The following is a 15,184-nucleotide window of genomic DNA, read 5'->3' on the forward strand; positions in this document are numbered from 1 at the left end:
TCTTATTTGAAATGACTATAAATGTAGAAAATGCAGAATTGATGTTGATCATCGATACTCGTCAGTAACCGATCGCCTTGCTAGCCAAACCACAGTTTATTGGTTTAAACGGCCTCGGCACGCAGGGCGATCGGCAACTCAATGCAGAATTCAGCCCCCACTCCCTTGGCTGACTCAACAGTTAGTTGCCCGTGGTGATGATTCACGATGATTTGATAGCTACTGGCTAAATTTAAGCCCACCCCTTGCCCGATCGGTTTTGTGGTGAAGAAGGGATCAAATAATTGGCGCTGAACTTCTGGGGAAATTCCCACCCCGTTGTCCCGAATTCGCACCTGAATGGTGGTGGGGCTGGTGCGTTCGGTACAAATCCAAATCGTTGGATCTTCTTGAAGTTGCTGTTTTTGCACCGCAGAACTCAACGCCTCGATCGCATTATTCAGAATATTCAAAAAAACCTGATTCACCTGGCCCGCATGGCACTTCACAGGCGGCAAATCTCCATAGGTTTTAATCACGCGGATTTTTAAATCGGCTAAGGGTTGATTCAGCAACAGCAAAGTGCTATCCAGCCCATCATGCAAGTTCACCGACTTAATTTCGGCTTCTCCTAATCGCGAAAAAATGCGCAAAGCCAAAATAATTGACTGAATGCGATCGACCCCATTTTGCATCGCATCCACCAGTGATTTAAAGTCACGGGCAATGAACTCTAAATCAATTTCTTTCAGAATCCTTTGCACCGACTCCGGCGGATTAGGACAAGCCGCTTGATACTGATCCAGCAACTCAAACAGCGTAGCCAAATACTCCCTTGCAGGCGACAAATTACCCGCAATAAAACTCAGGGGATTATTAATTTCATGGGCCATTCCCGCAGCCAACTGACCAATGCTGGCCATTTTTTCCTGCTGCAATAGTCGCAAATGGGTTTGGCGCAATTCTTCCAAAACCCTTTGCAGGGTTAAGTTTTGGGCAAGAAGACTCTCTTGGGCCCGCTTCAGAGCAAGCTGATTTTCAATGCGGGCAATGACTTCTTCTAACTGAAAAGGCTTGGTGATGTAGTCAGCGCCGCCCATTTGAAAGGCTTGCACTTTATCCTGGGCACTATCCAGGGCACTCAAGAAAATAATTGGAATCTTTTTAAGCTGCTCATTTTCCTTGAGGACTCGACAAACTTCATAGCCATTCATGCCCGGCATGTTGATATCCAACAGAATCAGGCTGGGCGGATCGGCATGGATTGATTGCAAAGCCATGGGGCCATTTAGGGCCTTGCGAACCAAGTAACCCTGTTCTACTAAGAGGGACGATAGGAACTGGATGTTGGCGATCGTGTCGTCAACAATTAGAATGTCTTCTTTTGTGTCCGATTGGGTAGACATCGCGGGTGCAACCGTGGCATTCATCGGCAAAACTCAGGAAATAAATATCAACCCTGACGAGACCAGGATTTAATGGGATAGTCGCTCAAAAAATTCTCCATTTCGGCAACCGTGAGGGGTTTAGCCACCCAATAGCCTTGAATGAAGTCACATTTAAATTCTTGTAATTTTTGGAGTTGAGCGATCGTTTCAACACCTTCCGCCACAATCTGTTTTTGCATGGTTTGGGCAATGTGGATAATGGCGGCCACGAGTTCGCCCCGTTCGTGGGACTCATCCAGGGGCGTGATGAAGGAGCGATCGATCTTGAGAATATCCACGGGCAGTTTCTGTAAATAACTCAGGGATGAGTAACCCGTTCCAAAATCATCGACGCAAATTTGAATTTGTCGATCGCGTAAATTATTCAAAACGGCAATGTTTTGAGGGGTGTGACCCATAAATACCCCTTCGGTAATTTCTAGCTTGAGACAGGAGAGATCTGCGGCCAAATCTTGAACAATTTGATTGAATTTTTCCAAAAAATCCTGTTGGTTAATTTGGCGAACGGAAAGATTCACGCTCACAAATAAAGGTCGATCGCCCGGGCGATCGCGATTCCACTGTTGGATCTGTTTCAGCGCTTCGGTTAACACAAATTCCCCGATCGCCACAATTAATCCTGTCTCTTCTGCGACGGGAATAAACATCGAAGGGGGCACATAACCATGAACGGGATGGGGCCAGCGCACCAGGGCTTCGCAACCGACCAACTCCCCCGTGGCCACGCAAACAATGGGTTGATAGGCCACTTGCAGCGCCTGGTTTTGGAGGGCATGGCGCAGCTCGGTTTCCATCTCCAGGGTCTGGAGGGCGTAGCGATGCATGGCCTTGTTGAACTGTTGGTATTGACCCCGGCCCATGGTTTTGGCTTGGTACATGGCCGCATCGGCATCCCGCAGCAAGTGTTCCGGATGGCTGTAGTTGTCGGAGTCTACGGCAATGCCAATGCTGGCGTTGGTGAAAATTTCATGGCCCTGGAGCTTAAACGATCGCTGCAAGGCTTCCATGACCCGATCGGCATAGGTTTGGGCCAAGGCGAGGGGATCGGGCCCCTGTAGCAGCAGAGTGAATTCATCGCCTCCGAATCGCGCCATGAGGTGGGGCGGCTCCAGTAAGCCCTGAAGCCGTTGAGCCAGGCTAATTAGCAATTGATCGCCCACAAAGTGCCCCAAGGAATCGTTCACCACTTTGAAGCGATCGCAGTCAACAAACAGCACTGCCACCCGATCGGCTTGGGCTTGGCGAGCGGCTTGAAACCGTTCCGCCAACTCCCGCGTAAAAGCAGTCCGGTTGGGCAACCCCGTGAGGTCATCCCGCAGCACCAGATCCATCAGTTGTTCTTGTAGCCGTTGGCGCTCTTGAATTTCCGTATGTAGGGCCGCATTCGCCTGCTCCAGGGCCCAAGTGCGCTCCCGCACACGCCGTTCCAAGTCCAAGTTCAGCTCGGCCATTCGCTGCTGAGCCGATCGCGCCTGCAAGTGGGTGCGCACCCGGGCCAGCACTTCCTGGCCATGAAAGGGCTTGGTGATGTAGTCTGAGCCGCCCGTTTCAAAGGCCCGCACTTTGTCAAAGGCATCGCTGAGGCCACTGAGAAAAATGACGGGAATGTCGGCCGTGCTGGGATCCGCCTTCAAGGCCTGGCAAACGCTGTAGCCGTCCATGTCCGGCATCATGATATCGAGCAAGATCAAATCTGGCGGGTCGGCGGCCACGGCCCGCAAGGCCATGGAACCGTTGATCGCCTTGCGGATTTGATAGTGCTCACTAGCTAAGAGGGCTGCCAAGAGCTTCAGGTTTTCGGGGGTATCATCCACAATCAAGATATCGGCCGGCTGGAGATCCACCTGTTGAAAACTAGCTGGCTCGATATGGGTGTCAGCGTTAATGTCAGCACTAATGTCAGCCATTGCCGAGGTCGCAGCCCGATCGGGAGCGATCACCGCAGCGGCCACGGGTCGATCGAGCGGTTGGTCGGCGTGGGGCCAGCCGCTCGATCGATCCAGGCCAGGCTCCTGGAATTCACTCACGCCCCTGGGCAAGTGCCCCGCAAGAGGTGTGTGAGTGGCGGCAGGCGAGTCCGGTGGTGGCTGGTCAGATGGGGGATGTGACATGGCGGGCAACAACTCAGGCGGCATGTTGAGACAAACGGACTGATCTAGGGGGCGGATTGCGCTTCATCCAGTAATTCCAACACCCGATCGAACCGCAAACCGTCAATCCATTGGCTGAAGACTTGCCGCAAGGCGTTGGCACTGTCCGGCAGCGCCTCCAAAAGCTGCAAGGCTTGGCTGTCACTGCCTCGGGTGACGGCCGATCGGAATTGTTGTTGCCAAGGATCAGGCAAGCTCGCCAGTTGGGCCAGCAAGGTATGGGGATCCGCATCGATCGGGGCGGTGTTGGGTTCCGGTTCCGCAGGCGCTTGGTAGAGGTATTGCACTCCTAATTTTTGACCCAGCAACTCCAGCAAATCGGTGAAGTTAAAAGGCTTACAAATCAAATCATCACAGCCGGCCGCCAAAATTGCCGCTCGATCTTGGTCAAAAGCACTGGCCGTTAAGGCAATGATCAGAGTTTGGTGGCCGCCGGGCTGGGATTTGATCAGGCGGCTAGCCGCGTAACCATCCAAACCAGGCATTTTCATATCCATAAAGATGGCCTGGGGGTGGTGCTGTTGCCACAGTTCAACGGCCATTTGACCATTGATGGCGGTGATGGTCTGAAAGCCCACTTGATTCAGCAAGTCCGTGAGCAGGGCGCGGCTGTCCGCATGGTCATCGGCCACCAAAATCACATAGGCCGGTTGCCCCGGAGCCAGCCGCAGGATGGGTTGCTGGGAAGCGGAGTCGATCGTGCCGCTGATTTCTGCCCGCTGGGCTTGGATCGTGACCGTGAAGGTGGCTCCCGTTTGCGGTTGACTATAAACCGAGATGTCGCCGCCCAACAAACGGGCAAATTCCCGAGAAATGGACAGGCCCAACCCGGTTCCTTGACCCGATCGCTGGCCAACGGCTGTTTGCTCAAAGGGCCGAAACAGTTGGGCAATTTCTTCGGTAGATAGGCCCGGCCCCGTGTCGCTGATGTTGAACTCCAGGCCAATGGCGGCGGGGTCGGTCTCGCGGGTGGGCGGGGTCTCGGCGATCAGTGACGATCGCTCCTCGATCGGGGTGGTTGACAGTTCCCGCGCCGTCAAAATCACCCGCCCCCGATCGGTAAATTTCAACGCATTGCCCAACAGATTCAGCAAAATTTGCCGCAATCGGTTCTGATCTGTGATCACAAATTGCGGCAGGGTGGCCGATCGCTCAAAAAGCAACACCAACCCCTTGCTTTCCGCCTTCACGGTCAACAGGTCTTGCAAGGTGTCTAGCAACCGGTGCAGATCAAACCGTTCCAGTTGCAGCGTCATTTGGGCCGCTTCGATTTTGGACATATCCAAAATGCTATTGATCAGGCCCAGGAGATGCTCGCCGCTGCGGTTCACAATATTGGTCTGCTGGCGGTGGGTCAGGGAAAGGGACGGATCACGCGCCATCAGTTGGGTAAAGCCCAAAATCGCATTCAAGGGGGTGCGGAGTTCGTGGCTCATTTGGGCTAAAAAGTGACTTTTGGCCCGGTTGGCTCGATCGGCCTCTTCCTTGGCGGCCAACAGTTCGGTCGTTTGCTGTTGGGTTTTGGCGAGCAGTTCGGCCTGTTGCACGGCCACGCCAAATTGCTCAGCAATCCGCACCACGCTGGCCACTTCCACCTCCGTCCAACTGCGCGGCTGGCCATTTTGGTAGCAAGCCAACAGGCCCCACAACTGTTCCCGACAGAAAATCGGCACGATGATATAGGCCCTGGCTTCCAAGGCCTCTAACAATCGGAGATAGCAATCATCAAAACCGTAGGCATAAATATCACTGACGCAGCGACAACTGCGGGTGGTTTGGTAGCTGCCCCCTTGGGTGTCCTGGAGGTAGGTGTCTTGAATCAACAGGTTTTGGCTATCGATCGTTTTGATAATGCATTCCGGGCGATCGACCGCAATTCGCTCAATGGTGGTGTTGTTATAAACCGGTGTCCAACCGGGAACCACGGCCTCCGAAACCACTCGCCCGCTCCAGTTCAGCTCAAAGCGGTAGACCAACACACGATCGCACTCAATAATTTGCTGAAGCTCGCTGGTGGTGGTGTCCAGGATGGTTTGCAGCTCCAGGGTGCGCCGCATTCGCTGAATCACGCGGGCGATGGTGGTTTCGCGGCGGGCAGTTTTTTGGAGGGCTAACTCGGCCAGCCGGCGATCGGTAATGTCCGTCAGGGAACAAACCACCCGCTCCACCTGCTGATCTTCATTCAGAATTGGATCCGCGTTCACCAACAACCAGCGCCGCTGTTCGCCTTCGTTCAAGCTCAAGATGGTGTTGGCCAAGCGCCATTGGGGATTGGTGGTGCGATCGGTTGTCCAAGATTGCCCCGCCGATCGATTGGTGGCCCCACCGCTGCCGGTTTCTCCCCCATCCCAACCCAAGCTGGCGCTGAAGCTGGAACTGAAGCCGGTGAAATTGGCTTTCAGCAGGTTGCCCACGCCTCGGTTCACCATCGGGCGATCGGGCACGGTGGCATCCGGCTCCCCCAACGCCAAAATCTGCTGAAGCGGCATCAGATCTTGGCCAAGGGTGAAATCATTTGGATTGAGGGTGGGCAACCCCGCATGGAAAATTTGCCCCTGAAGGGCCTCCACAGAAGTGCCCAACAGCTTGGCCGCCATGGGATTACAAGACAAAATGCGCCCACCCGCGTCCACCAGCAACACCCCCGTTGGCAGGCGATCAATCAGCAGTCGAAACCGCATCTCACTTTCGCTGAGGGTTTGCTCCCGCACTCGCTGTCGATCGAGCATCCGCTCAAACGTTGAAATGGCCAGAGCAATCACCAAAATGACGATCGCCCCCAAGGCCACATCCACCGCCAACCCCGCTGAAGTGATGCTGGGTAAGTTGGAGGGCTGATTGAGACCCCCGCTCCCGATCGGGAAATCCGGGGTCTGTTCCGAAACCCCAAAAACCGAGTGATTCACCATCCAAAACTGCGTGCTGGTCATGGCGGTGTAGTGCATCCCCCCAATTCCGCAACCCATGATGATGGCGCTGCTGAGGGACTGCCAGGTAAAGGGAACGCCACTGCCAGCCGCTTCCATGCCCGATCGCCCCAACCGCAGCGACAGCCAAGCCGCCCCATAGGCAGACACCAGGGCAATCACCACAGAAGCACCAACCCCCAGCCAGGAATAGTGAACCTCGCCAGGCAACTGCATCGCTGCCATGCCGGTATAGTGCATCGCCACGATCGCCAGCCCCATGCACAGCCCCCCCACCAACAGTGAAAAACGCACTGTGCTGCGGCTCATGACATACAGGCCAATCCCCGAGGCGATCAGGGCCCAAAACAAGGACAGCAACGTGGTGTTGAGGTCGTAGTGAACGGCCATGGGCAACTGAAAGGCCAACATGCCCACAAAGTGCATGGACCAAATGCCCACCCCCATGGCCAGGCTGCCACTGACCAACCACAGCGTCTGTTGGCGCACGGTTTGGGCCAGGCGCAACCGGCCCGCCACATCGAGGGCCGTGTAGGATGCGACGATCGCGATCGCCAGCGAAGCACTAACCAACGACCAGTCATACATCCCAAAAACGGGACTCAGCAGAGGCTCCATGGGCAATTGTTTAGCAATTCAGGGCTATGGTGGCGGGCAGCAATTAGCTCGGGCAATTAGAGCTTGTTTTGTATAGTTTTCCCAGCCTCACGGGGAATTTCGGCCCTGAGGAAACAACTGCGTTGCTGATCAGTGGCGATCGGTCATGATGATGAGTCCCAATGATCGATACCGAATGATCAATACCGACAAGCACTATCGATCGATATCGATACCGAACCGAATATCGATCCCTGAAACTGAATCCTGTCAACAGCCTGTCAACGTGCCTCTTTCAATGTGCCTCAAGGAGCCAATTTGTGCATCTTGCACCTATGGATTTTCCTGCGGATCTGGTGGAGCTGATTGATCAAGTTATTGATCGAATTATTGATCGAAGCTGACCCAGAGTCGGTAATTGGTAAAGCCGCCCATCGTGCCCACGGAAATGTCATAGCGAGCGTCTTCCAGGGCCCGGAAGCGCGTTTTGCTGACCTGGCGGGCCAGAACGCGGCCGTCATCGTTGGTTAAGTCGAACCTGGCGCGGCCATTGTAAGAATCAAGCCGGATTTCAACCGACCCGGCCGGTAAATCCACCTGCCAGATATCTTGCTCGCCACTGGTCACCTCTCCTTGGGCCGTACCGTAGCGGCTGAGGGGGTCGATCGACAGGGCGTAGGTGTTGGAGCGATTGGCCAGGGTGGGGCCCGCCTGGAAAGGACGAGTCACCACCTCGCGCTCCCAAGGATTGCTCTCGTCGCGGTTGGTGGCTTGGGCCCGCTGCTCGATCGGGGACAGTTCCACCGACAGTTCATAGGTTTCCGGGCCGCGTAAACTGCTGACCACCACTTGGTATTGGCCTTCGCTGGGAATTTCAATGAATGCTTCGCCCGTATTGGTGGCCAACCGAGATCCATCGGGCCCCAACACATCAAAGCGAGCATTGCTATTGCGGGAGGAAATCAGCACCTGCATTCGCCCGGGCCGCCCATTCACCAACCACACATCACTGCGATCGCTCGTGACCGTGCCGGTGACCAGGCCGGCCGTCCCGGCCGCATTCAAAGACAGCACTTGCGGGCCACTGGCCGTTGGGGGCGAGGGCCGAAAATCAGAGCTGGAAAAGTCCACACAGCCCACGTTCGATCGCGCACCACTGGGAACGATCGCCCCGCAAAGGTTCGCCCCATCGAGGCGTGCTCCGGTTAAATCCGTGCCCCACAGGTAAGCGCCCCGCAGATCTGCGCCGCTCAGGTCGGCTCCCCGCAAGTTGGCCCGAATGATCAGCGTTTCGCGTAGGTTGGCCCCTCGCAGGTTGGCCCCTCGCAGATCCAACCCATTCAAATCATTGCCCTGAAGGTTGCAACTGGGGCATTGGTTGCTTTGCACCAAGTTGCGCCGGTTGAAGGTGGTTTGGTTAAAGTCGCTGGCCTGGGCGGGAGTGGCAAATCCCATGGCCAGGGCGGCGATCGAGCCAGCTAACCCCCAGCGGCCAACGGCGGAAACGGCAGCAATGGCCAGGGAACGATTGCGGAAGTGGGATTCGATCGCGGACATGGCAGGGAAATATTGTTGAAATGCTGGCTGAAATTCGAGTGGAAATTCGTTCTTGGCGCGGTCGTTTGGCGGCAAGCTGCTCTTGCATCCATTCGTTTTTAGCATTCGTTGGCGAAGACGGCGAGCGATCGGGTGGCAGCTAACGGGTTCAGGAGCGCAGAACTTTCCCCAGCCCTTGATCGGTTCTCGATTGGTTTTTGATCAGTTTTTGATCGGCTCCTCGATCGCTCCTTGATAATCGACATGATCAATCGACATGATCAACTGATCAGCCCAGTGACCGATCGCCCTGCTCAGTTCGACCGCTGGAAGACTCGGCCGGCAACCAAATCAGCCAACGATCAAGCACCCGCACCACAGCCCCCTGAGGCAGGGAACGGGTTTGGCTGCCCTGGGGAGCGTTCACCAAAGCCAACACCGCCGCCACTTGGGCGTAGGTGGGCGATCGGGCGGTTTGTTGGGTTAACCAACGACGCAACACCCGCCGCTGAAGGGCGATCGGCTCCCGTTGCAGTTGAGCACGATCGAGCCGATCGCCCCCATTGCCCCGACCGGGCCCAGCGCGATCGTGCCCATGGGTCTCCAGCCATTGGGCGGTGAGCTGTTCCAACCATTGGGCCTCATCCGCCAACAGTTCCGCCGTTTGGGCCAAGTGGCGTTCCACCTGGGGATTAAACGCTGCTCGCAACAGGGGCAACACCTGCGATCGCAACCGGTTCCGAAAATAACGCTGATCCTGATTCGTGCTGTCTTCCCAGCGGGGTAACTGCCAAGTTTGGCAAAATTCCGCCGTTTCTGCCCTGGTCCAATCCAGCAGCGGGCGCACCAATTGCAGCGACCCGAGCGATCGTTGCCAATCCAAAGACCCCAACCCATCGCCCCCACTGCCGCGAATTAAGTGATGCAACAAGGTTTCTGCCCGATCGCTGGCCGTGTGTCCCGTCACGATCGTGCTGCAACGGTGCTGTTGGGCCAAGCTGCTCAAGGCATCGTACCGCCAGGCGCGGGCGGCCGCCTCGTTGGCTTGGGGTGCGTCCCAAATGGCCAGGGCGGCGGGCAACCCCCAATCGTTGGCTAATTGAATCACGAAGTCCCCATTGGCGGTCGCATCGGAGCGCCAACCGTGGTTGCAGTGCCCCACCACCAATTCCCAGTGCCAAAGGCGGCGTAAATCCACCAACAACCGCAACAGGCCGATCGAATCTTGGCCACCGGAAACCGCCACCAGCACCCTGGTTCCGATCGGGAGTAAGCCGCGCGATCGCAGGGTCTGATGAAAACGGGCATGTTGATCACTCCAGGGTTCCGCCACCCTTGCTGTTCCCCCTACACCTCAAGGAGTGGAATCGCCTAGGACTATCACCGAGCACTCTAGGACTATTGCCTAGAACTTGGGCAACTCAACGGCGGCCAGCGAATCGCGCCGCTTGCGAGGTTTGGCCAAGGTGGGCGCGGGCCATTGGGGCAACGGTTCCGAGGTCGCCACCGGAGTCGATCGCGCCGGCCAATCCATCAACTCCGCTTCTAGGGACAGCACCTCCGCCAAAGGTGTTGCTAAATCTTCCCCATCAATGGGTTCAAGATCAATGGGTTCAAGATCAACAAGATCAATAGATTCAAGCGAATCCGGTTGCCGAGATCGATCGCTCCGATCCGATCGATCAGGCTCCGACAGCGGATCGAAGTCCGGCGAATGGGAGTCAATGGGATACAAGTCAATCAAAGGGCGGGCCGGGCGATCGAGCTGGGCCGATTCGGCTTTGATCATCCCTAAATTCGCCAGCGATCGGGGCGAGCTGCTGTGGTGCGGTTCGGTCAAGGGTAGTTGGATCGATCGCTTCGGAGCGGGGGCCGGCGTGGAAGAAATAGGGCTGGGCAAATCCGCTTCCTCTGTTTCCGCCAAGGCCATCAACCGGGCCAACACATCGCTTTGTTCCGTAGGACTGAGGGGGCGGGGCCAATCACTCAACCACAGGGCATCCGCTAGATCATCGAGGCCATCGCGATCCAGGCTAGCAAGGTCATCGGTTGTAACCGCGTCCGGCAGGGATTCCCACTCGGAGACCGCCCCATTGGACTCGATCGGGGGCAAAACCTTGGGCGTAATGGCTTGTGCCTGATTGGTTAGTGCGCGATCGGCTGTTGCTTGATCGATCGCCGCCAATTGCGATCGCTGCCGAATTTGATAGGACAAATTGGGAGCGGTTTGCTCTAAGTCCCAATTCAGCAAGGCCAAAATTTCCTCAGTCCGAATAGCATCGATCGGGTCGGCCGGCTGTTCCGCAGATGGCTCCGGTGTTTGGGGCGGGGTTGCCACTGCTGCCCAATCTTGATCAGCCCAGTCCTGATCAGTCCAGTCCTGATCAACCCATTGATCCTCTTGATCATTAGTCAAGTCACCTTGATCATCAGTCAAAGCATCACTGCCCAAGGAAGACGGCTCAGATTGCGCCAGGGCCAACGGATGCGCCAGTGATCGGGGTTCCGTTTCGTTCAGGGGCGGCAACACCGATCGCCCATATTCCTGCTCCAGGCATTGTTCCAAGGCGGTTCGCAGTTGCAGGGTTTGCCGTTGTTGGCGCTTGAGTCGTTCCTGCAAGTCCTGTTGCCGCCCTTGCAGTTGCATCAGCTCATCGGCTTGCTTCAAGCACTGCTCTTGCAGCAATGCACAGGCCCGTTCCAGTTGGGCAATGCGTCCCCGATCGCAGGCTTCCTGCTGCACCCATTCCGCCCGCTCCTGATCCTGTTGGGCCAACTGGGTTTGGGCCGCTGCCAAGGCTTCGGCCAAGCGCGTTGCTTCCTGTTTGGTGCTCTCAAAATCTCGCGATCGCGCGTCGTAGAGGGCCTGTTGGGTTTGGGCCCGCATTTGTTGCAAATCCAGCGTGGCCCGACATTCCGCCACCGCCGTTTCCAGCCGGGTCACTTGTTGCCGCAATTGCTCGTTTTCTTGGTTCAGAGTCTCCGCCACCGCCACCAACTGGGCCACATCGGTGGGCCCGGCAGGCAAACCGCCTGAGGATCGATCGCCCCGGAGTCGAGAGTCACCCAATCGGGAACCATTTAAGGCGGCATCATTGGGCCGAGACCCCCTCAACCGAGAGCCGCCGTGGTTGGGTTCCTCGCGCTGGAATGGTAACTCCGCAGGCGATCGGGCTGGCCGATTGCCTGACCAATAGGGCTGCAAAACGTCCGTGCCCGATCGCGCCGGCCCCGTTGCTGCTGGGTTGGTGCTGGTCGGATGGGTGATTGGGGAGTTGCTCACCTCCGAACCCGGGTTCGCCCCCGCTTCCATGCGATCGCCCCGATCGGCCAGGTGATCCAGGGCCGCATCCGCTCCGCCATCCGCTCCATCCTCAACCAATGCTTCCAAAGACAGTGCTCCCGGAAAATTAACCGTCGTCCAGTCTTGGTCAGAATCAGGGCAAGGGGGCGTTAAATCCATAGTCGCTGCTCGGGCCGTTTCGCAAGCGTCCCAAAAAAGGGTGGCTTTCTCAGTAACGCATACAATTTTCTGGAGTGCAATTTTTTCTGGAGTGCAATCCCCAAAACGCTAATCTGACGTTTTGATGACGGGATTAATAATGGGCCGCTCCCTAATTTGCCCCCTGATTTTAAGGTTGCCACCCCCACCAGAGCCGCGCCCCAACAATCAACAACAGCACCCCGATCGCCACCCCATCCCGGGCCCGCAGCCGAGGCACAGACAGGGGCAAAGAATGACGATCGGGACTGGTGAACCCGCGTACTTGCATGGCAGTGGCCATCTGTTCCGCCCGCATCAGCAGATTTTCCAGCAAGCGTTCTGCCAAAATCAGCCAAATCTTGATCGTGCCGCGCCAGCCCAGCCGCCGCCAGTTGATGGCACGGGTACGAATCGATCGCACCAGATTTTGCACCTCTTCCAACACCAGCGGAATGAACCGCAGGGAAAGGGTCAACGTCAGGGTCACTTCTGCCACGGGCAGGCCCAAACGTCCCAAAGGAGCCATCAAGCTCTCTAAACCCGCTGCAATTTCCTCGGGAGCCGTGGTCAACAAAAACAGCGTGGTGCTGTAAATCAAAATGAAGACTAAGCTGCCAACCCGCACGCCCAAACCCAGCGATCGCCGGGACACCTTCAACCAGCCCTGTTGTACCAACCAGTATCGATATGCAGTGGGCTGGGGCAAGGATTCAGAGGCGATCGCCTGGCCCGCTGGGGCTGAACCGCTGGCCGGGTCTTGATTATTTGACGAATTCAAACTTGACCAATTCAAGTCCGCAGGAGATCGGGGTTGATATTTCAGGCCATAGCCATCGGGAGACAGGGCCGTGAGCAAGGTGGCAAAAAAGCCCACCAGCAACAACCAAACCAACTGCTGTCGCCAAACTCGCCAGGGAATTCCGGCCCCCACGGTCAACAGCACCAACAGGGCCACCAACCCCAACCGGGCCACCCCGCTGGCCAAAACGGGCATCAGCAGGAAAGCCAGCAGCCAACCCAGCTTCACCCGAGAATCCAGGCGATGGAGCCAAGTGACTGGTTGTTCAAGGTACAGCCCCAAGGGGAGCGATCGCATTAAGTCCATGAACGGCAGCGCCTAAGGGCAGCGCTAGTTGGCGAGCGTATCAAACCGCACGAGAGATTGGCGCTGCTCGATCGGCTGGTACGATGCCCCATGCTCACCCGTGTAGATTTGGGTGGGTCGGAAGATGCGATTGGTGGACAGTTGTTCGCGCCAGTGGGCTAACCACCCGGCCACGCGGGCGATCGCAAAAACCGGCGTGAACAGATCCGTCGGGATGCCCAGGCGACGATAAACCAAGCCCGAGTAGAAGTCCACGTTGGGGTAAATGCCCTTGTGGCCCAGGCGATCGGACACGACGCGCTCCACTTCCAAGGCCAAGTCGTAATATTGGTCGCGGCCCAAGTTGTCAAACAGTTCTTCCGCAAGGCTTTGCAGCACCGTAGCCCTTGGGTCTTTGACCTTATAAACCCGGTGACCAAAGCCCATGATTTTTTGCTTTTCCGCGATACAGCGATCGATGTAGGGAACCACATTCTCGATCGAGCCGATCGCCTCCAGCATATCGATCACTTCCTCATTGGCCCCGCCGTGGAGCGGCCCCGCCAGCGTGCCCACCGCCGAAGCCACCACCGCGTAAGGGTCAGTCATGGTGGAAGCGGTCACCATGGCTGAGAAGGTGGATGCGTTGATCGTGTGTTCCGCATGGAGGATCAAGCAGGTGTCAAACACCCGGGCTGCCAGGGGAGCCGGCTCGCGCTCATTGAGCATGTACAGGAAGTTGGCCGCATAGCCCAAATCATCCCGGGGTTGAATCGGGTCATTGCCCTTGCGGATCGATTGGAAGGCCGCCACCATCGTTGGAATCTTCGCCAGCAACCGAATGGCCGCTTGGCGGATGTAGGCCGGGTTGGGCAGGGCCCGCCGCGAATAAAACAGCCCCAGGGCCGCCGCCGAAGCTTGCAGCGCGTCCATCGGGTGGCCGCTTTCCGGGAAGCATTTCATCATGTCCCGAATCCGGAACTTCACCCGCCGGTGATAGCGAATGTCATGCTCAAATTCTTCCAGTTCTTCCCGGGTGGGCAAACAGCCCCAAATCAACAGAAAGGTGGTTTCCAGGAAGGTGCTATGCCGCGCCAACTCCTCGATCGCCATCCCTCGATATTCCAAGATGCCGTTTTTGCCATCCACATAACTGATGGCCGATTGGGTTGCGGGAACACCTTCGAGACCCGGCCGGAATTCACAGGCAGGGGCAGCCGTTTTGGCTGAATCGCCAGTGCTTTCGTTGACGCGATCGGAAGTCGCTGGTGTAGCCATAGGGCAAGGGCAGAAAACTATAGGAATAATCGGGGAGGGGTCAGCCAAAAGAGCTGGCTGCAACCAAGAGGAGAACCCATGGGGGGCAAAATCAAACCAATAATACCTGCTTTTTTCAGCACGATTGTGTCCCGTGCATCATTGATCGGGTTTCCATCGCCCCAGATTAGTTGGTTGGCCCACTGGCTGAGGGTGGGTTCGTGGCCCACCAGGGCCAGCCGCAGCCGGGAAGAGGGCTTGGCGGGAAAGGCGGCTTGGGCCAGGTGCTGGGTTCGCCACTGATCGTAGCGCTCTAACCAGGGGTCGATCGCCCGATCGGGTGTCAGTTCGGGCCAAGTCTCCACTTGGGCGGCCAAACCCACCCCTTGCAGAATGGCGGCGGTTTCCCGGGCCCGCACGAGGGGGCTGGTGACCAGGGTGTCAAAGCACAGCTTCTGTTCCCGCAGCCGATCGGCCATGGCGCGGGTTTTGGTTTGGCCCACGGGGGTAAGGGGGCGATCGTCATCGTTAGCATAAGTGCCGCGTTCGGCGGCGATGCCATGGCGAATTAAATACAGCTCAATGGCAGAAATTACGGAGGACATGGAGGTTTTAGCCAAACCAGTAGCCAAACCAGGTTAGCCAACTCCGGGGTGCTCATCAAATTTCCAAAAGTTTCCAAAAATTTCTAGTGAGTTTCTAATTAGTTTCTAATTTCCACC

Annotated in this window: 9 protein-coding genes; all 9 read right to left on the minus strand. The window is 56.8% G+C overall.

The features are described from left to right. Positions 1-104: 104 nt before the first annotated feature. The 9 genes from AMR42_RS18130 to sixA all read right to left on the minus strand — a co-directional run bounded on the left by AMR42_RS18130 (position 105) and on the right by sixA (position 15,082). Complete coding sequence (locus AMR42_RS18130; RefSeq protein WP_199858239.1) at positions 105-1,409, minus strand: response regulator; 1,305 nt, start codon at positions 1,407-1,409, stop codon at positions 105-107. A 23-nt stretch (positions 1,410-1,432) separates the two neighbouring features. Then, positions 1,433-3,538, minus strand: coding sequence for a bifunctional diguanylate cyclase/phosphodiesterase (locus AMR42_RS18135; protein ID WP_199858240.1), 2,106 nt, complete (start codon positions 3,536-3,538; stop codon positions 1,433-1,435). 44 nt (positions 3,539-3,582) lie between these two features. Next, positions 3,583-7,122 (minus strand): MHYT domain-containing protein, encoded by a 3,540-nt coding sequence (locus AMR42_RS18140; protein WP_099535060.1) that lies wholly within the window; start codon positions 7,120-7,122, stop codon positions 3,583-3,585. Positions 7,123-7,488: 366 nt separating this feature from the next. Continuing rightward, complete coding sequence (locus tag AMR42_RS18145) at positions 7,489-8,658, minus strand: pentapeptide repeat-containing protein (RefSeq protein ID WP_234407093.1); 1,170 nt, start codon at positions 8,656-8,658, stop codon at positions 7,489-7,491. Positions 8,659-8,926: 268 nt separating this feature from the next. Beyond that, on the minus strand, positions 8,927-9,970 hold the full coding sequence (gene tilS, locus AMR42_RS18150; protein WP_099535064.1) for a tRNA lysidine(34) synthetase TilS: 1,044 nt from the start codon (positions 9,968-9,970) through the stop codon (positions 8,927-8,929). Positions 9,971-10,042: 72 nt separating this feature from the next. Further along, entirely contained in the window at positions 10,043-12,100 is a 2,058-nt protein-coding gene (locus tag AMR42_RS18155; protein ID WP_099535066.1) for a hypothetical protein, read from the minus strand. Between the two features lie 169 nt (positions 12,101-12,269). Continuing rightward, positions 12,270-13,226, minus strand: coding sequence for an energy-coupling factor transporter transmembrane protein EcfT (locus tag AMR42_RS18160; protein ID WP_099535068.1), 957 nt, complete (start codon positions 13,224-13,226; stop codon positions 12,270-12,272). Between the two features lie 24 nt (positions 13,227-13,250). Further along, entirely contained in the window at positions 13,251-14,483 is a 1,233-nt protein-coding gene (locus AMR42_RS18165; RefSeq protein WP_099535070.1) for a citrate synthase, read from the minus strand. A 17-nt stretch (positions 14,484-14,500) separates the two neighbouring features. Further along, positions 14,501-15,082, minus strand: coding sequence for a phosphohistidine phosphatase SixA (sixA, locus tag AMR42_RS18170; RefSeq protein WP_234407094.1), 582 nt, complete (start codon positions 15,080-15,082; stop codon positions 14,501-14,503). Positions 15,083-15,184 lie beyond the last annotated feature (102 nt).

The organism is Limnothrix sp. PR1529, from assembly GCF_002742025.1.
Taxonomy (GTDB): Bacteria; Cyanobacteriota; Cyanobacteriia; order CACIAM-69d; family CACIAM-69d; genus CACIAM-69d.

Bases quoted from the DNA above. Each gene is read 5' to 3' on its own strand.
- AMR42_RS18130 (WP_199858239.1), bottom strand. From the start codon at position 1,409: ATGAATGCCACGGTTGCACCCGCGATGTCTACCCAATCGGACACAAAA.
- AMR42_RS18135 (WP_199858240.1), bottom strand. From the start codon at position 3,538: ATGTCACATCCCCCATCTGACCAGCCACCACCGGACTCGCCTGCCGCC.
- AMR42_RS18140 (WP_099535060.1), bottom strand. From the start codon at position 7,122: ATGGAGCCTCTGCTGAGTCCCGTTTTTGGGATGTATGACTGGTCGTTG.
- AMR42_RS18145 (WP_234407093.1), bottom strand. From the start codon at position 8,658: ATGTCCGCGATCGAATCCCACTTCCGCAATCGTTCCCTGGCCATTGCT.
- AMR42_RS18155 (WP_099535066.1), bottom strand. From the start codon at position 12,100: ATGGATTTAACGCCCCCTTGCCCTGATTCTGACCAAGACTGGACGACG.
- AMR42_RS18160 (WP_099535068.1), bottom strand. From the start codon at position 13,226: ATGGACTTAATGCGATCGCTCCCCTTGGGGCTGTACCTTGAACAACCA.
- AMR42_RS18165 (WP_099535070.1), bottom strand. From the start codon at position 14,483: ATGGCTACACCAGCGACTTCCGATCGCGTCAACGAAAGCACTGGCGAT.